The sequence below is a fragment of the Streptomyces sp. NPDC102258 genome (assembly GCF_055584685.1).
Genome location: NZ_JBVJLO010000003.1, coordinates 153,970 through 175,943, shown reverse-complemented (window position 1 = coordinate 175,943; position 21,974 = coordinate 153,970). Strand labels below are relative to the sequence as shown.

General features: G+C 74.4%; 18 protein-coding genes. 13 read left to right on the top strand and 5 right to left on the bottom strand.

What is annotated here, in order from left to right; all coding sequences use genetic code 11:
• Positions 1 to 63: 63 nt before the first annotated feature.
• The 13 genes from ACZ6ZT_RS06435 (at position 64) to ACZ6ZT_RS06375 (ending at position 17,535) form a co-directional block, all read left to right on the top strand.
• Complete coding sequence (locus ACZ6ZT_RS06435) at positions 64 to 1,335, top strand: ROK family transcriptional regulator (RefSeq protein ID WP_469716113.1); 1,272 nt, start codon at positions 64 to 66, stop codon at positions 1,333 to 1,335.
• 80 nt (positions 1,336 to 1,415) lie between these two features.
• Positions 1,416 to 2,750: an extracellular solute-binding protein gene (locus tag ACZ6ZT_RS06430; RefSeq protein WP_469716111.1), complete on the top strand. Its 1,335-nt coding sequence runs from the start codon at positions 1,416 to 1,418 to the stop codon at positions 2,748 to 2,750.
• 5 nt (positions 2,751 to 2,755) lie between these two features.
• The gene (locus ACZ6ZT_RS06425) at positions 2,756 to 3,703 is read left to right on the top strand and encodes a carbohydrate ABC transporter permease (protein WP_469716110.1); all 948 of its coding nucleotides are present in this window, start codon (positions 2,756 to 2,758) and stop codon (positions 3,701 to 3,703) included.
• Entirely contained in the window at positions 3,696 to 4,613 is a 918-nt protein-coding gene (locus tag ACZ6ZT_RS06420) for a carbohydrate ABC transporter permease (RefSeq protein ID WP_469716108.1), read from the top strand. Before ACZ6ZT_RS06425 ends, ACZ6ZT_RS06420 begins: the two co-directional genes overlap by 8 nt.
• A 6-nt stretch (positions 4,614 to 4,619) precedes the next feature.
• On the top strand, positions 4,620 to 5,885 hold the full coding sequence (locus tag ACZ6ZT_RS06415; protein ID WP_469716107.1) for a 6-phospho-beta-glucosidase: 1,266 nt from the start codon (positions 4,620 to 4,622) through the stop codon (positions 5,883 to 5,885).
• Positions 5,876 to 6,871, top strand: coding sequence for an N-acetylglucosamine kinase (locus ACZ6ZT_RS06410; protein ID WP_469716106.1), 996 nt, complete (start codon positions 5,876 to 5,878; stop codon positions 6,869 to 6,871). The genes ACZ6ZT_RS06415 and ACZ6ZT_RS06410 overlap by 10 nt, the downstream gene beginning before the upstream one ends.
• A gap of 187 nt (positions 6,872 to 7,058) precedes the next feature.
• On the top strand, positions 7,059 to 8,468 hold the full coding sequence (locus ACZ6ZT_RS06405) for a hypothetical protein (protein ID WP_469716104.1): 1,410 nt from the start codon (positions 7,059 to 7,061) through the stop codon (positions 8,466 to 8,468).
• A 5-nt stretch (positions 8,469 to 8,473) separates the two neighbouring features.
• The gene (locus ACZ6ZT_RS06400) at positions 8,474 to 9,466 is read left to right on the top strand and encodes a glutamate ABC transporter substrate-binding protein (protein WP_469716102.1); all 993 of its coding nucleotides are present in this window, start codon (positions 8,474 to 8,476) and stop codon (positions 9,464 to 9,466) included.
• A gap of 56 nt (positions 9,467 to 9,522) precedes the next feature.
• Positions 9,523 to 10,800 (top strand): coiled-coil domain-containing protein, encoded by a 1,278-nt coding sequence (locus ACZ6ZT_RS06395; RefSeq protein ID WP_469716589.1) that lies wholly within the window; start codon positions 9,523 to 9,525, stop codon positions 10,798 to 10,800.
• 5 nt (positions 10,801 to 10,805) lie between these two features.
• Entirely contained in the window at positions 10,806 to 13,514 is a 2,709-nt protein-coding gene (locus ACZ6ZT_RS06390) for a serine/threonine-protein kinase (RefSeq protein ID WP_469716588.1), read from the top strand.
• A 3-nt stretch (positions 13,515 to 13,517) separates the two neighbouring features.
• Positions 13,518 to 15,131 (top strand): protein phosphatase 2C domain-containing protein, encoded by a 1,614-nt coding sequence (locus ACZ6ZT_RS06385; RefSeq protein ID WP_469716100.1) that lies wholly within the window; start codon positions 13,518 to 13,520, stop codon positions 15,129 to 15,131.
• Positions 15,132 to 15,166: 35 nt separating this feature from the next.
• Entirely contained in the window at positions 15,167 to 16,486 is a 1,320-nt protein-coding gene (locus ACZ6ZT_RS06380) for a VWA domain-containing protein (RefSeq protein WP_469716098.1), read from the top strand.
• A gap of 50 nt (positions 16,487 to 16,536) precedes the next feature.
• Positions 16,537 to 17,535, top strand: coding sequence for an FHA domain-containing protein (locus tag ACZ6ZT_RS06375; protein ID WP_469716096.1), 999 nt, complete (start codon positions 16,537 to 16,539; stop codon positions 17,533 to 17,535).
• Here ACZ6ZT_RS06375 and ACZ6ZT_RS06370 read toward each other — a convergent pair.
• From ACZ6ZT_RS06370 to ettA, 5 genes are all read right to left on the bottom strand, one after another.
• Entirely contained in the window at positions 17,532 to 18,539 is a 1,008-nt protein-coding gene (locus ACZ6ZT_RS06370; RefSeq protein WP_469716094.1) for a methyltransferase domain-containing protein, read from the bottom strand. The genes ACZ6ZT_RS06375 and ACZ6ZT_RS06370 overlap by 4 nt on opposite strands.
• A 63-nt stretch (positions 18,540 to 18,602) precedes the next feature.
• Positions 18,603 to 18,971, bottom strand: coding sequence for a globin (locus ACZ6ZT_RS06365; protein WP_469716586.1), 369 nt, complete (start codon positions 18,969 to 18,971; stop codon positions 18,603 to 18,605).
• 125 nt (positions 18,972 to 19,096) lie between these two features.
• Positions 19,097 to 19,837 carry a DUF8010 domain-containing protein gene (locus tag ACZ6ZT_RS06360; protein WP_469716092.1) on the bottom strand — a complete coding sequence of 247 codons (741 nt, stop codon included), beginning with the start codon at positions 19,835 to 19,837 and terminating at the stop codon, positions 19,097 to 19,099.
• On the bottom strand, positions 19,834 to 20,289 hold the full coding sequence (locus ACZ6ZT_RS06355) for an acyl-CoA thioesterase (RefSeq protein WP_030229562.1): 456 nt from the start codon (positions 20,287 to 20,289) through the stop codon (positions 19,834 to 19,836). The genes ACZ6ZT_RS06360 and ACZ6ZT_RS06355 overlap by 4 nt, the downstream gene beginning before the upstream one ends.
• Positions 20,290 to 20,298: 9 nt before the next feature.
• Positions 20,299 to 21,963 carry an energy-dependent translational throttle protein EttA gene (ettA, locus tag ACZ6ZT_RS06350; protein ID WP_469716091.1) on the bottom strand — a complete coding sequence of 555 codons (1,665 nt, stop codon included), beginning with the start codon at positions 21,961 to 21,963 and terminating at the stop codon, positions 20,299 to 20,301.
• Positions 21,964 to 21,974: the final 11 nt, after the last annotated feature.

Below are 21,974 nucleotides of genomic sequence, written 5' to 3'. Positions count from 1 at the left end.
CACACCGCCGCGGCTGATAGGAAACTTACCTAACAGTTCACTCCGGTGAGGGAGAAGCCCCCCATGCCCGCCGCCACACCCGGAACGCCCAGCCTGCTGCGCGCCATGAACGACCGCGCCGCCCTGGAGCTGCTGCTCACGCACGGCCCCCTGTCCCGGACCCGGATCGGGCACCTCACCGGCCTCTCCAAGCCCACCGCCTCCCAGTTGCTCGCCCGGCTGGAGGCCGCCGGGCTGGTCGTGGCCACCGGCACCGACGGCGGCCGGCCCGGCCCCAGCGCGCAGCTGTACGCCCTCAACGCCCGGGCCGCGCACGTCGGCGGGCTCGACGTCACCCCCGAGGGCGTCCACGCGGCCGTCGCCGACCTGACCGGCGCCGTGACCGGCCGCTTCGCGCTCCCCTACACCGAGGGCGCCGACGCCGTCGGGCAGGTCACCGCCGCCCTGGACGGGGCCGTCGCGGCCGCCGGGCTGCGCCGCGCCGACCTGCACCGCCTCGTCGTCGGCACCCCGGGCGCCTTCGACCCGCAGACCGGCCGGCTGCGCTACGCCAGCCACCTCCCCGGCTGGCACTCCCCCACCCTGCTCGACGAACTGGCCGCGGCCCTGCCCATGCCGGTCGAGTACGAGAACGACGTGAACCTCGCCGCCGTCGCCGAGCAGCGCCTCGGCGCGGCCCGCGGCCACGAGGACTTCGTCCTGCTCTGGAACGAGGAGGGGCTCGGCGCCGCCCTGGTGCTCGGCGGACGCCTGCACCGCGGCTGGACCGGCGGCGCGGGCGAGGTGGGGTTCCTGCCCGTGCCCGGCCACCCCCTGGTCCGGCAGGTCACCCGGGTCAACTCGGGCGGCTACCAGGAGCTGGCCGGCGCCCAGGTGCTGCCCCGGCTCGCCCGTGACCTCGGCATCGAGGTGCCCCGCGACACCGCCCCGCCGGAGGCCGCGGCCGCTCCGCCGGACGACACGGCCACTCCGCCGGACGCCCCGGCCGCCCCGCACGGGCCGCAGGTGGCCGCCGCCGTCGCCCTGCTGCGGCGGGCCGCCGCCGAGCCCGGGGACCCGTACCCGGCCTTCCTCCAGGCGTACGCCACCGTCCTCGCGACCGGCCTGGCCTCGCTGGTCGCCGTACTCGACCCGGAGATCGTGGTCCTGTCCGGCGCCGTGATCAGCGCGGGCGGCGAGCCGCTGCGCGCCCTGCTGGAGGCCGAACTCGCCGAACTGGCCCCCTCGCGGCCCCGGCTCGTCATGGGCGAGGTGCGCGAACGGCCCGTCCTGCGCGGCGCCCTGGAGAGCGCCCTCGCCGACACCCGCGAGGAAGTCTTCGACACCTCCCGCTGACCCCCCGCCCCCTCGCCCCCCTTGTCCCACTCCCTCGGCACCGCCCCCGGAAGTTCCTCCCCCAGAGAGCGAGCACCGCCATGCCCAGAACCGGACGACTGACCACCGCGGCCACCGCCCTGGCCGCCCTCGCCGTACTCGCCACGGCGTGTACGGGCCAGAACGCCACCGGCGCCGCCGACGACCCGAAGGCGGGCGTCTCCCTCAACTTCTGGCACGGCTGGTCCGCGCCCGGCGAGGTCAAGGCGATCGAGGAGAACGTCGCCCGGTTCCGCGCGGCCCACCCCAACATCAAGGTCACCATCACCGGCAACATGACCGACGACAAGATCAACCAGGCGCTGCGCACGGGCGGCGACAAGGCCCCCGACGTCGTCTCCTCCTTCACCACCGACAGCGTCGGCACGTTCTGCAACTCCGGCGCCTTCGCCGACCTGAACCCCTTCCTCCAGAAGTCCGGGGTCGACAAGACGAAGGTCTTCCCCAAGACGCTGCTGGAGTACACGCAGTACAAGGGCGACCAGTGCACGCTCCCGCTGCTGAACGACGCCTACGGCCTCGTCTACAACAAGACCGCCTTCGCGGCCGCCGGAATCAGCGAACCCCCGAAGACCTGGAGCCAGTTCACCGAGGACGCGCGGAAGCTGACCAAGCCGGCCGGGGACTCGTACGAACAGCTCGGCGTCATGCCCACCTTCCACGGCTACGAGACCACCCCCATGCGCCTGGCCGCCCAGTGGAGCCCCACCTACTTCGGCGCCGACGGCAGCTCGAACCTGGCGAAGGACCCCGCCTTCGCGAAGATGCTGACCGCGCAGCGGGACCTGGTGGACTCGCTCGGCGGCTACGAGAAGCTGGAGCGGTTCCGCGCCACCTTCGGGGACGAGTGGAGCGCCGAACACCCCTTCCACAAGGGCCTGGTCGCCATGCAGGTCGACGGGGAGTGGCGAGCCGCCATGGCCAAGGAGGCCGGGGTCACGTTCGACATAGGCACCGCCCCGCTGCCCGTCCCCGACGACCAGGTCGCCGACTACGGCAAGGGCTACCTCTCCGGCACCGTCATGGGCATCGCCTCGGCGAGCCGCAAGCAGAACGCCGCCTGGGAGCTGGTGAAGTACATGACCACCGACACGGAGGCGGTGGTCGCCTTCGCCAACGCCATCCACAACGTGCCCTCGACCCTGGCCGCCCTGGACTCGCCCGACCTGCGGGTCACCCCCGAGTTCAAGACCTTCCTCGACATCTCCCGGCACCCCCGGTCCAACACCACCCCGGCCCGGGCCGACGGCGGCACCTACCAGCTGACCTTCCAGGACTTCGCGTACAAGACGGAGAAGGGCGACGTCACCGACATCCCCGCGGGTCTCGCCGCGACCGGCCGGCAGATCGACACGGACATCGCGAAGGCCGAGTAGCCGCGATGACCACCACCGCGCCCGCCCTGCAGGCCAAGCGCCGCCGCTCCGCCCTGCGCAGCGCCGCCTTCATGTCGCCCTGGCTGATCGGCTTCGCCGTCTTCTTCGCCTACCCGCTGCTGTCCACGGTGTACTTCTCCTTCACCCGGTACGACGGCTTCCGGGCACCCGTCTTCAACGGCCTGGACAACTGGAGCTACGTCTTCTCGGACTATCCGCTGTTCTGGCCCGCGATGCGCAACACCCTGTGGCTGGTCGTGGTCATGGTCGGCTGCCGGGTCGTCTTCGGCCTCGGTGTCGGCCTGCTCATCACGAAGATCAAGACCGGCGCCGGGATCTTCCGGACCCTGTTCTACCTGCCCTACCTGGCCCCGCCGGTGGCCGCCACCCTCGGCTTCGTCTTCCTGCTCAACCCCGGCACCGGCCCCGTCAACACCCTGCTCGATGCCGTGGGGCTGCCCACGCCCGGCTGGTTCACCGACGCCGACTGGTCCAAGCCGGCGCTCACCGCCCTCGCCCTGTGGGGCATCGGCGACCTGATGGTGATCTTCATGGCCGCGCTGCTCGACGTACCCAGGGAGCAGTACGAGGCCGCCGAGCTGGACGGGGCCGGGGGGTGGGCCCGCTTCCGGCACATCACGCTGCCGAACATCTCCCCGATCGTCCTGTTCGCCGTGGTCACCGGGGTCATCCAGGCCATGCAGTACTACACGCAGCCGCTGGTCGCCGGGAAGGTGGCCGCCGGGGTCATCGGCGGCTCCGGGCAGCACTTCGAGCCCGGCTACCCCGACAAGTCCACCCTCACCCTGCCCCAGCTCGTCTACAACGTCGGCTTCCAGCGCTTCGACTACGGCAGCGCCTGCGTCGTCGCCCTGGTGCTGTTCGCCCTCTCCATGGCCTGCACCGCGCTGCTGATGCGCCGCCGTGGCGGACTGATCGGAGCCGGTGACTGAGATGACCCTGACCGAGAACCGTCCCGCGACCCGGACGTCCCGCGGGCGGAGCGGCCCCGCCCGGGCCCGTACCCGTACGCGTACCCGTACCGCCGTCCTGCACTGGGTCGCCGTGCACTCCCTGGCAGTGGCCGCCGCCCTGTTCTTCGTGCTGCCCTTCGTCTTCCTCTTCCTCACCTCCCTGATGAGCGACCAGCAGGCCCTCACCCGCGACCTGTGGCCCCGCACCTGGGAGTGGGGCAACTACGCCCAGGTCTGGCACACCCCCGGCTTCCTCACCTGGTGGCGCAACACCCTGCTCTACGCGGGCCTCGGCACCCTGCTGACCGTGGTCTCCTCCGTGCCCGTCGCCTACGCGCTCGCCAAGTTCCGCTTCCGCGGCCGGCGGCTGTCGCTGCTCCTGGTGATCGCCATGATGATGCTGCCGCCGCAGGTGGTCGTCATCCCGATGTACCTCTTCTGGGCCAAACAGCTCGACCTGTCCGGCACCCTGTGGCCGCTGATCATCCCCATGGCCTTCGGCGACGCCTTCTCGATCTTCCTGCTGCGCCAGTTCCTGCTGACCATCCCCGACGAGTACCTCGACGCCGCCAAGGTGGACGGCTGCGGCGAACTGCGGACCCTGCTGCGGGTGGTGCTGCCGATGGCGAAGCCGGGGATCGCCGCCGTCGCCCTGTTCCAGTTCTTCGCCGCCTGGAACGACTACTTCGGCCCGCAGATCTACGCCTCGGACAACCCGGCCGCCTGGACGCTGAGCTACGGCCTGGAGTCCTTCAAGGGCGCGCACCACACCAACTGGAACCTCACCATGGCGGCGACCGTGCTCGTCATGGCCCCCGTGATCGTCCTCTTCTTCTTCGCCCAGAAGGCGTTCGTCGAAGGGGTCACCCTGACCGGAGTGAAAGGCTAGACCCCGATGAAACTCGCAGTGGTGGGCGGCGGTTCCACCTACACGCCCGAACTGATCGACGGCTTCGCGCGGCTGCGCGACACCCTGCCCGTGAGCGAACTCGTCCTCATCGACCCCGCCGCCGACCGCCTGGAGCTGATCGGCGCCCTCGCCCGCCGGATCTTCGCCCGCCAGGGCCACCCCGGCCTGATCACCACCACCGCCGACCTCGACGCGGGCGTCGCCGGGGCCGACGCCGTCCTGATCCAGCTGCGCGTCGGCGGACAGGCCGCCCGGCTCCAGGACGAGACCTGGCCGCTGGAGTGCGGCTGCGTCGGCCAGGAGACCACCGGCGCCGGCGGCCTGGCGAAGGCCCTGCGCACCGTCCCCGTCGTCCTCGACATCGCCGAACGGATCCGGCGGGCCGCCCCCGACGCCTGGATCATCGATTTCACCAACCCCGTCGGGATCGTCACCCGCGCCCTGCTCCAGGCCGGGCACAAGGCCGTCGGACTGTGCAACGTCGCCATCGGCTTCCAGCGGAAGTTCGCCGCGCTGCTCGGCGTGGCCCCCGCCGAGGTCCACCTCGACCACGTCGGCCTCAACCACCTCACCTGGGAGACCGGCGTCCGGCTCGGCGGCCCCGGCGGCGCCGACGTCCTGCCCCGGCTGCTCGCCGAGCACGGCGCGGCCGTCGCCGCCGACCTGCGCCTGCCGCGCACCGTGCTCGACCGGCTCGGCGTGGTGCCCTCGTACTACCTGCGCTACTTCTACGCCCACGACGAGGTGGTGCGGGAGCTCGGCGAGAAGCCCTCGCGGGCCGCGGAGGTGGCCGCCATGGAACGCGAACTCCTCGCCCTGTACGCCGACCCCGCGCTCGACGAGAAGCCCGCCCTGCTCGCCAAGCGCGGCGGCGCCTTCTACTCCGAGGCCGCCGTGGACCTGGCCGCGGCCCTGCTCGGCGACGGCGGCCCCGCCGTCCAGGTCGTCAACACCCGCAACGACGGCACCCTGCCCTTCCTCCCGGACGACGCCGTCATCGAGGTCCAGGCCCGCGTCGACGGCGGCGGCCCGGTACCGCTGCCCGTGCCCCGGCTGGACCCCCTCTTCGCCGGGCTGGTCGCGCACGTCACCGCGTACGAGGACCTCGCGCTGGACGCCGCGCTGCGCGGCGGGCGCGAGCGGGTCTTCCGGGCGCTCCTCGCGCATCCGCTGACCGGCCAGCTGGAGCGCGCCGAGGGACTGACCGACCGGTTGCTCGCGCACAACAAGGAGCACCTGCCATGGGCGTGAACCGCCCCGCCGCCGTCCTCGCCATCGACGCCGGCAACAGCAAGACGGACGCCGCGCTGATCGGCGCCGACGGCACCGTCCTCGGCACCGGCCGCTCGGGGGGCTTCCAGCCGCCCCGGACCGGCGTCGAGGCGGCCGTCGACGTGCTCGGGCTGGCCGTCGCGGAGGCTGCCGAGGCCGCCGGGCTGGCGCCGGGCACACCGTACGCGGAGCGGGTCTCGGCCTGTCTGGCCAACGCCGACCTGCCGGTGGAGGAGCGGCAGCTCGCCGGGGCGGTCGGCGCGCGCGGCTGGGGCACGGCGACCGAGGTGCGCAACGACACCTTCGCGATCCTGCGGGCGGGCCTCGCCGGCTCCGGCCCGCCCTGCGGGGTCGCGGTGGTGTGCGGGGCGGGGATCAACTGCGTCGGCCTGCTGCCCGACGGCCGGACCGCCCGCTTCCCGGCGCTCGGGGTGATCTCCGGCGACTGGGGCGGCGGGGGCGGCCTCGCGGAGGAGTCCCTGTGGTGGGCGGCCCGGGCCGAGGACGGGCGCGGCGGCCCGACCCGGCTGGCCCGTGCGCTGCCCCGGCACTTCGGGCTGGCTTCGATGGCCGCGCTCATCGAGGCCCTGCACCTGGGCGCGGTGCCCCGGCGGCGGCTGCACGAACTGGTGCCGGTGCTGTTCGCGGTGGCCGCCGGGGGCGACGCGGTGGCCTTGGCGCTGGTGGAGCGGCAGGCCGCGGAGGTGGTGGCGCTGGCCTCGGTGGCGCTGGAGCGGCTGGGGCTGCTGGGGCAGGAGGCGCCGGTCCTGCTGGGCGGCAGCGTCCTCGCGGCCCGCCATCCGCAGCTCAACGGCCGGATCGTGGAACTCCTCGCCGCCCGTGCCCCGCTGGCCCGCCCCTCGGTGGTCACCGCTCCCCCGGTGCTGGGCGCCGCCCTGCTGGGCCTGGACGCCGTCGGCGCGCCCCCCGAGGCCCACGCGAAACTCCGTGCTCATTTCGGGTGAACCTGCGCCGGGCGGCGCCGGGCCGGGAACCACGGGGGCCGGGCGGGCGTATTGACGGTGAAGGGGAAGCGGGGACCGCGGGGGGCGGCCCCGGGAGGAGGATCGCCAAGATCGGGCTCCGGGTGCTGTGGCCGGGCGGCACTACGGCCATACTGCTGCGAGCAGAGGGACCGAGGGGGAGGTCACGGTGGCCATCACGACACGCGCGTCCGCGCCCGGGGGCGGTGCCTCCGGAGCGCCCGCCGGGCCGGATCCGGGCCCGGCGGCGCCACCGCCGGGGCGGAGCACCGCCTGGGCGGAGGGCGTGGCGCGGCTGCGCGCCGCGGCCACGACCGAGCCGGGCCGGCTGCGGATCATCGGGGCGGTACTCGCCGCCCTGGTGGTCCTGTTCGGCATGGTCGCGGTCTGGGAGGTCTCCGGCCGGGTCACCGCCGCGGACGACGTGGTGGGCCACAGCCAGCCGCTGAGCGCGGACGCGGCGAGCATCTACCGCTCCCTCGCGGACGCCGACACGGCCTCCTCCAGCGGGTTCCTCGCGGGCGCCCAGGAGCCCCGCGAGGTCCGGCAGCGCTACGAGAAGGACATCGCGAACGCCTCCAGACTGCTGGTCAGCGCCGCCGCCAACACCGCGGCCGGCGGGGACTCGCGCAAGGAGATCGCCCTGCTCGGCGAGCAACTGCCCCGCTACACCGGCCTCATCGAGCAGGCCCGCGCCACCAACCGGCAGGGCCTGCCGCTGGGCGGCGCGTACCTGCGCTACGCCAACGAGCAGATGAGCACGGTGCTGTTGCCCGCCGCCCAGCGCCTGTACGAGGCGGAGACCGGCCGGCTCTACGCCGACTACGACGCGGCCCGCTCCTGGCCGCTGGCCGCCGCGGGCGCGGGGGTGCTCGCCCTGGCCGGGCTGGGGTGGGCGCAGCGGCGCACCTACCTGCACACGCACCGGGTGTTCAACCACGGGCTGCTCGCGGCGACGGCCGCCGCGGCCGTGGTGCTGCTGTGGCTGGCGGTGGGCCACACGGTCGCGCGGACGGGACTGGGCGAGGCGCGGGCCCACGGGCAGGAGTCGCTCAAGGTGCTCAACGACGCCCGGATCGCCTCGCTCCAGGCCCGGGCCAACGAGAACCTGACGCTGATCGCGCGGGGCGCCGTACTGGCCGGGGACAACAAGTCCGACAAGTACGACGTGGACTACGCGCGGGACATGAAGCAGCTCGACGACGGCCTGGCGCGGGCGCTGCGACTGGCCGACGACGCGAGCGGCCGGGAGCCCGTCTCGGCGGCCCTGGCGGGTGTGGCGCAGTGGAAGCAGCGGCACGCGGCGGCCCGGGAGAGCGACATGAGGGGCGACTACGAGCTGGCCCTCCCACAGGTCATCGGGGACGAGCGGCACAAGGACAGCAGCGGGGCCTCGTTCGACACGGTGGACGCCTCCCTGGAGCGGGCCGTGGCGCACGAGCAGGAACAGTTCACCCGGGCCGCCCGGGACGGGCTCGGCGCGCTGGACGGGCTGATGACGGGCTCGGCGGCGCTGGCGGCCCTCGGCGCGGCCGCCGCTCTCCTCGGCATCGGCCGCAGGCTTTCGGAGTACAGGTGAGTGCGATGCGGATACGGCGGACACGGACGGGGCGGCGGCTGCGCGGCTGGGGCGGCGTGAGCGCGATGGCGGCCGCCTGCGCGGTGACGGCCGCCGCGGTGCTGCCACTGGCCCAGGCCGCTCCGGGCGCGGCCCGGCCCGCGGCGGTACGGGAGCCGGCCCGCGCGGCGGCCGCGCCGCTGGCCCCCGCCGACACCTGCCAGGACCCGGAGGCGAGCCTGGCCCCGTCCGGGCTGGACGGCCCGACGATCGAGCGGATCCGCACGGCGGGCAAACTCGTGGCGGGCGTGGACCAGAACAGCTTCAAGTGGGGCTACCGCAACCCCGACGGGCACCTGGACGGCTTCGACATCGACCTGGTCAAGGCCATAGCGAAGGACATCCTGGGCCGCGAGGACGCGGTCATCTACCGGGCCATCCCCACCAGCCAGCGCGTCCCGGCGCTCCAGGAGGGCCGGGTCGACGTCGTCGTGCGGACGATGACGATCAACTGCAAGCGGCTGGAGGACGTCGCGTTCTCCACCGCCTACTTCGAGGCCGGGCAGCAGGTGCTGGCCCCCAAGGGCTCGCGCATCAGCGGCTACGACGCCTCGCTGGCGGGCCGCCGGATCTGCACGGCCGCCGGGTCCACGGCGGAGGCCGCGCTGAAGGCGAAGTCGTACGGCGCCGTGCCGGTCTCGGTCCCCAACCAGCTGGACTGCCTGGTGCGGCTCCAGCTCGGCGAGGTCGACGGGATCATCACCGACAACGCCCTCGCCGCCGGCCAGGCCGCGCAGGACCCCTCGGTGCAGCTGGTCGGGGCGCCCTTCACGCGCGAGTTCTACGGGGTGGCCATGAACAAGGACGCCACCGATCTGGTGCGCCGTGTGAACAAGGTGCTGGAGAACTACCGCGCGGGCGGCGACCAGAGCCCCTGGGCCGTCTCCTACCGCAAGCACTTCCAGAACGTGCTGCCGGGCCAGGCCGCCCCGCCCGCCCCCATGTACCGGAACGGCTGAGGCCGGTGACCGATCCGAAGCCGTACGCGGGCCTCCCGGGAGCGGATCCCGGCCTCATGGACCGGGACGACGTCGACCGCGCGCTGACCCGGCTGGCCGCGGAGCACGAGGCCGTGGAGACCTCGCTGCTCGCGCTCCAGGACCACGCCGGGCGACGGCTGCTGGAGGGCGCCGCGCTGAGCGGGGTCACCAAGGAGCGCTGGGCCGCCGCCGACGCGGCGATCGGCCGGCTGTGGACGTACTTCGACGCCTACAGCGGGGCCCTGGCCGCCGCCCGGGAGATCCGCGAGCGCCGCCGCTGGCCGTCCCGCGAGGAGCTGGCCGAGCTGACCGAGCGGCTGCGCGGCCCCGGGGTGGTGATCGCGGGCGCCGCCGCCGAAGGCGCCGGGCTCGCCGAGCGGTTCTCGCTGGCCGCCCTGGTGGCCCGGATGAACGAGCTGTACGCGAGCTCGCTGGACGTGGTGGTGGCGGCCGACGCGGTGTGGTCGGCGCTGCCCGCCCGGATCGACCTGCTCGGGGCCGAGCTGCGCCGGACGCGGGCGCTCGCGCACTCGGTGGGGGTGCGGCCGGGCGAGCATCCGTCGGGGGACGACCTGGAGGAGATCACCGCCGAGCTGGCCGCCCTGCGGGCCGAGGTGATCGCGGATCCGCTGGCCTTCTGGGTCGCGGTGGCGGGCAGCTCCGCCCCGGGCGGCGGCCGGCCGGACACCGGCCGCTATGACCGGGCGGCCCGCGCGCTGGACGACGTACGCCGTGAGGTCGAGGCGGTGCTGACGGTCCGGCAGGACGCGGAGGCGCGGCTGATCGCCCTGCGGGACGTGCTCTCGCGGGCCGACCGGACCCTGGCGGAGGCGCGGACGGCGCGGACCGAGGTGCTGGCGAAGATCGCGGCGTCGGAGGTGCCCGCGGTCAGCGGGCCGCCGACGGCCCTGCAGGAGCAGCTGGCGGCGGCGGCCGAGTACCGGCGCCGCTCCCAGTGGCACCGGCTGTCCCCGCTGCTGGACGCGCTGGAGGACCGGGCCGAGGAGGAACTGCGGCGGGCCCGCGAATCGTTGACCGCGGTGACGGCGCCGCTCGCGGTCCGGGCGGAGCTGCGCGGCCGGCTGGACGCGTACAAGGCGAAGGCGGCCCGGCACGGCGTCGCGGAGGATCCGCTGCTGGTCGAGCGGTACGACGCGGCCCGGCGGATGCTGTGGAGCGCGCCCTGCGACCTGCGGGCCGCCGAGCAGGCCGTCCTGCGCTACCAGCGGGCGACGGCGGAGACACTGGTGCCGAGGCAGCAGCCCCTGCCGGATCACCACCGGCCCGCGGGGCCGGGGGAGGAGGAGGCGTGAGCCTGATCGCAACGCCGTGCGTGCGTCCCGGCTGCCCGGGCGCGTACGAGGACATGGGCGGCGGGGAGGTCTACTGCGACACCTGCGGGCTCGCCCCGGCCGGCGCGGTCGCCGCCGGGGCGCAGGAGCTGGTCTCGCCTCCGACGGGGATGACCAGCGCGGCCCGGCACGGGGACTCCCGGGGGTCGGCGGGCTCGGGCCGCTCCTCGGCGTCGGCGCGCTCCTCGCGCTCCTCCCGGTCCTCCCGCTCCTCTTCCTCGCGCCGCTCGGTGTCGGGGCGGCTGTCGCGGTCCCTGTCGGGCGGCGCCGCCTCCACCCGCTCGGTCTCGGTGCGCAGTTCGGGCTCCGCCTCCGCGTCCTCGGGTCGCGGCCGGCTGGGCGCCGGGCTGGTCACCATGCCGGAGGTGCCGCGTCCGGATCCTTCGGCGGCAGTGCTGGCCAACCCGGAGGTGCCGGAGCGCAAGCGGTTCTGCTCCCGCTCGGACTGCGGGGCTCCGGTGGGCCGGGCGCGGGGCGAGCGGCCGGGCCGGACGGAAGGGTTCTGCACCACGTGCGGGCACCCGTACTCCTTCGTGCCGAAGCTGCGCGCCGGTGACGTGGTGCACGGCCAGTACGAGGTCGCGGGCTGCCTGGCGCACGGCGGCCTCGGCTGGGTGTACCTGGCCGTGGACAAGGCCGTGTCGAACCGGTGGGTGGTCCTCAAGGGCCTGCTGGACACCGGGGACCAGGACGCGATGGAGGCGGCGATCTCCGAGCGGCGCTTCCTGGCGGAGATCGAGCACTCCAACATCGTGCGGATCTACAACTTCGTGGAGCACCTGGACCAGCGGACGGGTTCGCTCGACGGCTACATCGTCATGGAGTACGTGGGCGGCAGATCGCTGAAGGAGATCGCGAACGAACGCCGCCGGCCGGACGGGCGGCGCGATCCGCTGCCGGTCGAGCAGGCGTGCGCGTACGGGATCGAGGCGCTGGAGGCCCTCGGGCACCTGCACAGCCGCAACCTCCTGTACTGCGACTTCAAGGTCGACAACGCGATCCAGCAGCAGGACCAGCTGAAGCTCATCGACATGGGCGCGGTCCGGCGGATGGACGACGACGAGTCGGCGATCTACGGAACGGTCGGCTACCAGGCGCCGGAGGTGGCGGAGCTGGGGCCCTCGGTGGCCTCGGACCTGTACACGGTGGCTCGCACGCTGGCGGTGCTGACCTTCGACTTCCAGGGCTACACCAACGTGTTCGTGGACTCGCTGCCGGATCCGGAGCACATCGAGGTCTTCGGACGGTACGAGTCCTTCTACCGGCTGCTCGTCCGGGCGACCGACCCGGATCCCGGGCGGCGGTTCGCCTCCGCGCAGGAGATGGCGGACCAGCTGACGGGCGTGCTGCGGGAGGTGGTCGCGCTGCAGACGGGCCGGCCCCGGCCGCAGCCGTCGACGCTCTTCGGGCCGGAGCTGCGGGTTCCGGACACCCGGCTGTTCGCGGACGCGCCGGGGGCGGAGGTGTCCCGGCTGGGCGTACGGGAGGTCCCGCGGCGGATGTGGGGGCGGCGGGGGGTGGCTGCGGCTGCGGCTTCCGCTTCGGCTTCGGCTCAGGTGGCTCCGGCTCCGGCTCCGGTTCCCGCTCCGGGCGGGGCCGTGGGGGTGCCCGCGCTCGGGACCGCCGCCACGCACCTCGCGGGGGCCGGGCTGCCCGGGCCCCGGCGGGAGGGGGCGGTGCCGGCTGCCCTGGCCGCCGCCACTCCGGCGCGGCCCGCGGCCCCCGCCCCGCCGCCGCCCGGCGCGCCCGGGACGGCGCCGCTCGACGCGCGGGACACGGCCCTGGCCCTGCCGGTGCCGCTGGTGGACCCGGCCGATCCCAACGCCGGCTTCCTCGCCGGACTCCTCGCCTCCGCCCCGGCCGACCTGCTGGCCGCGCTCGGCTCGGCCCCGGCCGACTCCGCCGAACTGCGGCTGCGGGAGCTGCGCGCCCGGCTCGAACTGGGCGAACTGGCCGTCGCGGGCGGGGACCTCGCCGAACTGGAAGCGCGGCATCCGGACGACTGGCGGGTGGTGTGGGCCCGTGGCATCGCCTCGCTGGCCACGGGCGACGACGAGATAGCGGCCCTGTCCTTCGACGCCGTCTACGACGCCTTCCCCGGCGAGCCCGCCCCCAAGCTGGCCCTCGGGCTGTGCGCGGAGGTCCTGGGGCAGCTGGACAACGCCGCCGAGTACTACCGGCTCGTCTGGACCACCGACCCGGGGTTCGTCAGCGCCGCCTTCGGGCTGGCCCGGGTGCAGCTGGCCGCCGGGGACCGGGACGCGGCGGTGCGGACCCTGGAGTCCGTACCGGAGGCCTCGATCCACTACACCGCCGCACGGGTGGCGGCCGTACGGGCACGCCTGCGCGACCGGTCCCCGCAAGAGGCCCTGCTGGCCGACCTCGTGGCGGCTTCCGGCCAGGTGGAGGCGCTGCGGCGGTTCGGGCTGGACCCGGAACGGCAGGAGCGGCTGACGACCGAGGTTCTGGGCGCGGCCCTGGACTGGGTACTGTCGGGTAGCCGGGGTGCCGACCCCGGCCGGACCTCGCTGCTCGGCAGTCAACTGGACGAGCGGGGGCTGCGCTTCGGCCTGGAGCGCTCGTACCGCGTCCTCGCTCGGCTGGCGCAGCGGGGCGAGGAGAGGATCGAACTGGTGGAGCGGGCAAACCGTTTCCGTCCCCGGACGTGGGTGTGAGTGATGTCGATGCATCGGCCGTCGGGCTGCCCCAGCTGCGCGGAGCCCCTGGAGGCGGGTGACCGTTTCTGCGGCGTGTGCGGATACGCCCTGTCCTCGCCGCCTCCCGGACCGGACGCCACCCCGGCGGCGGGGCCCCGGGCGCGGTCCGCGGGAGAGCCGGACGCCACCGGCTCGTACGCCCTGGCCCCGGCCGACCCCGCCGCGGCGGCCGCCCGCGCCGACGCCCTGGTGCCGGCCCCGGCGCCCGCGCCCGGGGCCCCCTCGGGCGGCACCGGCGCGCACTCCGGGTCCGCCGGCCCGGCGGGTGCGACGGCCGGCTACGGCTCGGCGGCGCCCGCGCCCGGCTGGGGGAGCACGGCCGAGCACGCCCCGACCCTGGCCGGGGACACCCCCGGTCTGCGGCCCGGCGACTCCGCCGAGGCCGGGCACGAGCCCCCGTACGGTTCCGGGGCCGTCCGCCACGACTCCCCCGCCGCCACCTGGAGCCCACAGGACCCGGCCCCGCAGGACGGCCCGTACGGCGCTGCCCCACAGGACCCGGCCGCGCACGAAGGCCCGTACGGCGCCGCCCCACAGGACCCGCCCGGGCAGGACGGCCCGTACGGCGCCGCCCCGCAGGAGCAGCCCGCCCCGCACGAGAACCCGTACGGCACCCCGCAGGGGGACGGCGGCAAGACCTGTGTCGCCTGCCGGGCCGGGCAGGTGGACACCGACGGGTACTGCGAGCACTGCGGGCACGCCCAGCCCCGCGAGCGCGACCACCTGGAGGAGGAGCTCGGCAGCGTCGCCGCCGTCAGCGACCGCGGCCTGCGCCACCACCGCAACGAGGACTCCTTCGCCGTGGCGGCCACCGCGCTGCCCGACGGTTCCGCCGCCACCGTGGCCATCGTCTGCGACGGCGTCTCCTCCGCGAGCCGTCCCGACGAGGCCTCCGCGGCCGCCGCCGGCGCCGCCAACGAGGCGCTGCTCGACGCCCTCCCGCGCGGCGCCCACCCAGCGGAGGCCATGCACGGGGCGATCCTCGCGGCGGCCTCGGCCGTCAACGCGCTGGCCCCGCAGACCCCGGGCGCGCAGAACGCGCCGGCCTGCACCCTCGTCGGCGCCGTCGTCAGCGGCGGTGTCCTGACCGTCGGCTGGGTCGGCGACAGCCGCGCCTACTGGGTCCCCGACGACCGCGCCGCCCTGTCCCGGCGCCTGACCGAGGACGACTCGTGGGCGGCCCAGATGGTCGCGGCGGGGCTGATGGGCGAGGCCGAGGCGTACGCCGACGTCCGCGCCCACGCCATCACCGGCTGGCTCGGCGCCGACGCCTACGACCTCGACCCGCACACGGCCAGCTTCCGGCCGGACCACCCCGGGGTGGTCGTGGTCTGCACCGACGGGCTGTGGAACTACGCCGAGTCGGCGCAGGAGATGGCCCGGATCCTGCCCGCGGACGCCGCGGTCCGCCCGCTGCACAGTGCGCAGGTGCTGGTCGGGCACGCCCTCGACGGGGGCGGGCACGACAACGTGACCGTCGCGCTCGTGCCCTTCAGCCCGGAGCCCGCACCGGAACCGGAACCGGCTGCCGAAGCGGAACCGGAAGCGGAAGCGGAACCGCGCACCGAGGCCTGACCCGCCCCCAGCCAGCCTTCCGAGGAGTCCAGCAGATGGCGAACTTCGCCAAGCCGAGCGCCCCGCGCTTCAGCGTGGAGGTGTACCAGAACGAGTTCCTCCCCGAGGGCGGGCAGGACGTGCACGCCATCGTGACGGTCACCTCCACCGGCGGCGCCACCGCCACCCGCTCCCTCGGCCAGGACGCGGCCGTGGTGATCATGGTGGACTGCTCCGGCTCCATGGAGTACCCGCCCGACAAGATGCGCGGGGCCCGCGAGGCCACCGCCGCCGCGATCGACACCCTCCGGGACGGCACCGCCTTCGCCGTGATCGCCGGCACCCACGAGGCGAAGGAGGTCTACCCCGGCCAGGGCCGCCTCGCCACCGCCGGCCCGGCCACCCGCGCGCAGGCCAAGGAGGCCCTGCGCGCGCTCACCTCCGGCGGCGGCACCGCCATCGGCACCTGGCTGCGCCTGGCCGACGGCCTGCTGCGCGGCTCCTCGGCCACCATCCGGCACGGCATCCTGCTGACCGACGGCCGCAACGAGCACGAGGAGCCGGCCGTGCTGCGCGCCACCCTCGACGCCTGCGCCGGCCGCTTCACCTGCGACGCGCGCGGGGTGGGCACCGACTGGGAGGTGAAGGAGGTGACCGGCGTCGCGAGCGCGCTGCTCGGCTCCGCCGACATCGTCGCCGATCCGGCCCACCTCGCCGAGGACTTCACGCGCATGATGGAGAACGTCATGGGCAAGGAGGTCGCGGACGTCGCGCTGCGGCTGTGGACCCCGGTCGGGGCGGAGGTCCGGTACGTCAAACAGGTCGCGCCCGCCCTCCAGGACCTCACCGGCCGCCGCACCGAGGCCGGCCCCCGGGCGGGGGACTACCCGACCGGCTCCTGGGGCGACGAGTCCCGCGAGTACCACGTGTGCGTCCGGGTGCCGGGGGCGTCCGTCGGCCAGGAGATGCTGGCCGCGCGGGCCTCGCTCGTCCTGCCGGGGCCCGCCGGAGCGCCGCGGCCGCCGCTCGCGCAGGGGCTGGTCCGGGCCGTGTGGACCGACGACCTGGCCGCCTCGACCGCGATCAGCCCGCAGGTGGCGCACTACACGGGGCAGGCGGAGCTGGCGCAGGCTATCCAACAGGGCCTGGAAGCCCGCAAACTGGGTGATGTCGACGGCGCCACGGCGAAGCTGGGCCGTGCCGTGCAACTGGCGAGCGTCTCCGGGAACGCCGACACCGCGAGGCTTCTGGCGAAGGTGGTGGACGTCGTGGACGCGGTCGCGGGTACTGTGCGGCTGAAGGCGAAGGTCACCGATGCCGACGAGATGACCCTGGAAACGCGTTCGACGCAGACCGTCCGAGTGAAGAAGACCTGAGACCGAGACCGACCTGACGCATGACGCAGGGAGAAGGGGGAAGCGCCGCGATGCCGACCTGCCCGAACGGGCACCAGTCCGCCTCCGACGACTGGTGCGAGGTCTGTGGCCACCGCATGGCCGCCGCCCCTGCGGGCGCCGCCGCGGCGCCCTCCTACGGCTACGGCTACCCTCCCACCGCCGGTGAGCCGACCGCCCAGGCCGAGCTGTGCCCGCAGTGCCGCACCCCGCGTGAGGCCATGGCGCCCTTCTGCGAGGAGTGCCGGTACAACTTCCTGACGCGCAGCGCGACCTCGTCGTACGCCCCCGATTCCGGTACGGGTACGGGTGCTCCGCCGCCGCCCCCGCCCGCGCCGCCGGCCCCGCCGCAGCCGGTGTTCTCCCAGGACCACTTCGAGTACCAGGGCTCCCGGCCCTCGCGGGTCAACCGCCCGGCCGAGCCGCTCCAGCGCGAGGACGACTGGCTGCTGCCGCCGCCCTCCCCGGAGCCGCAGCCCGTGCGGCAGGAATACCAGCAGCCGCACTACCCGCAGCAGCCCCCGCCGCCCGCCGAGTACCAGCAGCCGCCGGCCGAGTACCAGCAGCCCCAGGCGCAGCCACAGCCGCAGCAGTCCTTCCCGCCCCAGGTGCCCGAGAGCGGTGGCGGCCCCTGGTCGGCGACCATCGGTCCCGACCGCTCGTACTTCCTGGCGATGATGCAGCGCAGCGGCCCCGAGGCGGCCGGGCTCAGCCTGCCCGCGTACTCCCCGGAGCAGCACCTCCCGCTCGACGGCGGCCAGATCACCATCGGCCGCCGCCGCGCCTCCACGGGCGAGTCCCCGGACGTCGACCTGTCGGTGCCCCCGGAGGACCCGGGCGTCTCGCACCAGCACGCGGTGCTGGTGCGCCAGCCCGACGGCGGCTGGGCGGTGGTGGACCAGAACTCCACCAACGGCACCACCATCAACGGCGGCGAGGAGCCCATCCAGCCCTACGTCCCGGTCCCGCTCGCCGACGGCGACCGGGTCCATGTCGGGGCCTGGACCACCATCACCGTCCGCCGCGGCTAGCCGGCGGCCTCCCCCAGGGGCCACACGTAGGGCCCCTGGGGATCGTCGAGCCAGGACCACTGGCCCTCGGCGGTGACGGTGACGCCGAACCGCTCGCGCGCCGGCCGGTCCTCGCGGCGCCACAGGTCCAGCGCCTCCCGGGGGTGCAGCACGCCCGCCGTCAGGATCAGCAGGAACTGGAAGCGCTCGTTCTCCACCAGTTCGTACGGGACCCCGTGCAGCGGACCCGTCGTCCCGGCGGGCGCCGCCGCGGCCCCGGCGCCGCGCAGCGGCACGAAATAGGCGGAGGTGTGCAGGAAACGGCCCTCCGCGAAGTCGGCGTCCCGGACGGTGAGCGCGATCAGCCCGGTCGACAGCGGGGCCAGGATCCGCGCCCCCGGCCGGCACTGGCCGAGCCAGGCGTGCGGGATCAGCGGCAGGGTGCAGGTCACCAGGATCCGGTCGAAGGGGGAGCGGGCGGGGCAGCCGCGCGCCCCGTCCCCGGTGATCACGGCGGGGTGGTAGCCGAGCAGGGCCAGGTGCGCCCGCGCCGACTCGGTGATCTCCTCGTCCAGGTCGACGGTGGTGACGAGGTCCTCGCCGAGGCGGTGGCACAGCAGCGCCGCGTTGTAGCCGGTGCCCGCGCCGATCTCCAGCACGTTGTCCCCGTCGCGCACCTCCAGGCACTCCAGCATCTTCGCCATCAGGGAGGGCTGGCTGCTGGAGGAGACCAGCTCACCGTCGCGCAGCCGGGTCGCGAGCGGGGCGTCGGCGTACACGCCGCGCAGCCAGCGGGCCCGCCGGACGGGGTCGGGGTCCTCGCCCCAGAGCCGTTCGTGCCCGGCTCCGCGCCCGGTCCAGTAGTAGGGCACGAACACGTGCCGGGGCACCGCCGCGAAGGCCGCCCGCCAGGCCGGGTCCTCCAGCACCCCGGCGGCGGTGAGCTCGCGCACCTGCGCGGCGTGCGCCGTCTCCCGCAGGTCCCGCGGCGCCGTCGTCCCCTCGTCCGTACCGCCCGTGCCCATGTCTCCACTGTGCTGCGGGTGGCCGCCGGGTGCGAGCGCGCGGCCGGTGCCGGGCGCCGCCGGTCAGGCCGTGTTGATCATGGAGGCGGCCGCGTAGGTCAGGTAGCGCCACAGCTGCGCCTCGTGCTCCGGCGCCAGGCCGAGCTCGTCCACGGCGACGCGCATGTGCCCGAGCCAGGCGTCGTGGGCGGCGGCGTCCACCTGGAACGGGGCGTGCCGCATCCGCAGGCGCGGGTGGCCCCGGTTGTCGCTGTACGTCGTCGGGCCGCCCCAGTACTGCATCAGGAACAGCGCGAACCGCTCCTCCGCGGGCCCGAGGTCCTCCTCCGGGTACATCGGACGCAGCAGCGGGTCCCCGGCGACACCCTGGTAGAAGCGGTGGACCAGACGGCGGAAGGTCTCCTCGCCGCCCACCTGCTCGTAGAAGGTCATCTCCTGCACCGTGCTCTGAGGATCGTCATTCACCCGACCATCGTCTCAGACACCCGGACGGAGGACCCCGGTCCTAGGACCCGCATCGCGGCTGCCCGGTGCCCGGTCCCCGGTCGTGCCCGGTATCAGACCGGCCGCACCTGGAACGCGCCGAGTCCGGCGGCGGCGCCGGGGCGGCGGGTGGCGACGGATCCGTACGGGGTGCTCAGCCGCAGCCAGCCGCCGGAGGCGAACAGCGCCACGGGGGCGGGGACGCCGGAGCCGGGCCGGGCCGCGGGAGCCGGGGCCGGACCCACCGGAACGGCGGACCGGGCCGGGCGCAGGAAGCCCAGGGACTGCGCGGCGTGCACGGCGCGCAGCGGGAGTTCGGTGTCGCCGAGGGTGCGCGACCAGATCTCGCGGCCGATGCGGTCCCGCTCGGAGCGGGTGCGGTGCTGCGGGGGCAGGGCCTCGTCCCGGGCCCGGAACTCGGCGACGGCGGCCGCCACGGCCGCCCGTACCGCCTCGGGGGCGGGCAGTCCCGCCACGGGCCGCCAGCCGCCGCGCGGCGGCAGCACCCCGGCCCACGGCGGACCGGTGACGGGCCCGGGGACGCGCACGCCCGCGCCGGCCTCGTCGACGGCCTCCAGGAGCTCTCCGGCGGAGACCGTCACGTCCAGCGGGGTCGCGAGGGGTGCGGCGAGCCGTGCCGTGCGGACGGCCAGGACGTCGAAGGACGGCGGCCGCCCGAAGACGGCGAGCGCGCCGCCGCCCGCCCGCGCCTGGAGGCGGACGGCGGCGGCGCGGTCGTAGTGCACCAGCCGGCCCAGGAAGGCGGCGAGGTCCGCCGCCTCCCCGGAGTCGGCGAAGTGCAGCTGCTCGTTCATGCCGCGAGGCGCCCTTCGGCGGCCGCGGGCGTGTCGAGGTACTGCTCCAGGAAGTGCCGCTCCTCGGCCGTGATGCGGCGGGGCCGCCCCTCGGCGAGGTTGTAGGGCACGACCACCGTCTCGGCGCGGACGTAGACCGTCTCCGGCGCGTCCGCGGTGGCCTCGTCCTTGACCTCGTAGCGGATGGTCAGGGACGCGGCGCCTATCCGGGTCACCCAGGACTCGATCAGGACCGGCTCGTGCCGGTGCACGAGGGGGAGCTTGTAGTCGATCTCGTGGCGGGCCACGACGGATCCGCCCGTGAAGGAGTCGCTGCCCTCCCCCGGCGCCAGACGGAACATGAAGTCGATGCGCGCCTCCTCCAGGTAGCGGAGGAAGACCACGTTGTTGACGTGCCCGAAGGCGTCCATGTCCGCCCAGCGGAGGGGGCACCGGTAGTGATGTCTGGCCATGGTTCGGGCCTAGCCTCGGGTGAGCTTCTTGTAGGTGGCGCGGTGCGGGCGCGTGGCGTCCGGGCCGAGCCGCTCGACCTTGTTCTTCTCGTACGACTCGAAGTTGCCCTCGAACCAGAACCACTTGGATTCGCCCTCGTACGCCAGGATGTGCGTGGCGACGCGGTCGAGGAACCAGCGGTCGTGGGAGACGACCACGGCCGCACCGGGGAATTCGAGGAGCGCGTTCTCCAGCGAGCCCAGGGTCTCGACGTCGAGGTCGTTGGTGGGCTCGTCGAGGAGCAGCAGGTTGCCGCCCTGCTTGAGGGTGAGCGCGAGGTTCAGGCGGTTGCGCTCACCGCCGGAGAGCACGCCGGCGGCCTTCTGCTGGTCCGGGCCCTTGAAGCCGAACGCGCTGACGTACGCGCGGGAGGGCATCTCGACGTTGCCGACGTTGATGTAGTCCAGCTCGTCCGACACGACCGCCCAGAGGGACTTCTTGGGGTCGATGTTGGCGCGGCCCTGGTCCACGTACGAGATCTTGACGGTCTCGCCGACCTTGATCTCGCCGGAGTCCGGTGCCTCCAGGCCCTGGATCATCTTGAAGAGCGTGGTCTTGCCGGCGCCGTTCGGGCCGATGATGCCGACGATGCCGTTGCGCGGCAGCGTGAAGGACAGGTCGTCGATGAGGACCTTGTCGCCGAACGCCTTCGAGAGGTTGTTGACCTCGACCACGATCGAGCCCAGGCGCGGGCCCGGCGGGATCTGGATCTCCTCGAAGTCGAGCTTGCGCATCTTGTCGGCCTCGGCCGCCATCTCCTCGTAGCGGGCGAGGCGGGCCTTGGACTTGGCCTGACGGCCCTTGGCGTTGGAGCGGACCCACTCCAGCTCTTCCTTGAGGCGCTTGGCGCGCTTCTCGTCCTTCTTGCCCTCGACCTTGAGGCGCTCGGACTTCTTCTCCAGGTAGGTGGAGTAGTTGCCCTCGTAGGGGTGGGCGCGGCCGCGGTCGAGCTCCAGGATCCACTCGGCGACGTTGTCGAGGAAGTACCGGTCGTGGGTGACGGCCACGACGGCGCCCTTGTACTGGGCCAGGTGCTGCTCCAGCCAGTTCACGGACTCGGCGTCGAGGTGGTTGGTGGGCTCGTCGAGGAGCAGCAGGTCGGGGGCCTCCAGCAGCAGCTTGCAAAGGGCCACGCGACGCTTCTCACCACCGGAGAGGGTGGTGACCGGCCAGTCGCCGGGCGGGCAGCCCAGCGCGTCCATGGCCTGCTCCAGCTGGGCGTCGAGGTCCCACGCGTTGGCGTGGTCCAGGTCGTCCTGGAGCTTGCCCATCTCCTCCATCAGCTCGTCGGTGTAGTTCGTCGCCATCTCCTCGGCGATCGCGTTGAACCGGTTGAGCTTGCCCTTGATCTCCGCGACGCCGTCCTCGACGTTCTCCAGGACCGTCTTGGACTCGTCGAGCTTGGGCTCCTGCATGAGGATGCCGACGGAGTAGCCGGGCGAGAGGAAGGCATCGCCGTTGGACGGGTGCTCGATGCCCGCCATGATCTTCAGGACGGTGGACTTGCCGGCGCCGTTCGGGCCGACAACGCCGATCTTCGCCCCCGGCAGGAAGTTCAGGAAGACATCGTCAAGGATCACCTTGTCACCGTGCGCCTTGCGCGTCTTGCGCATGGTGTAGATGTACTCAGCCAAGAGAAACCGTC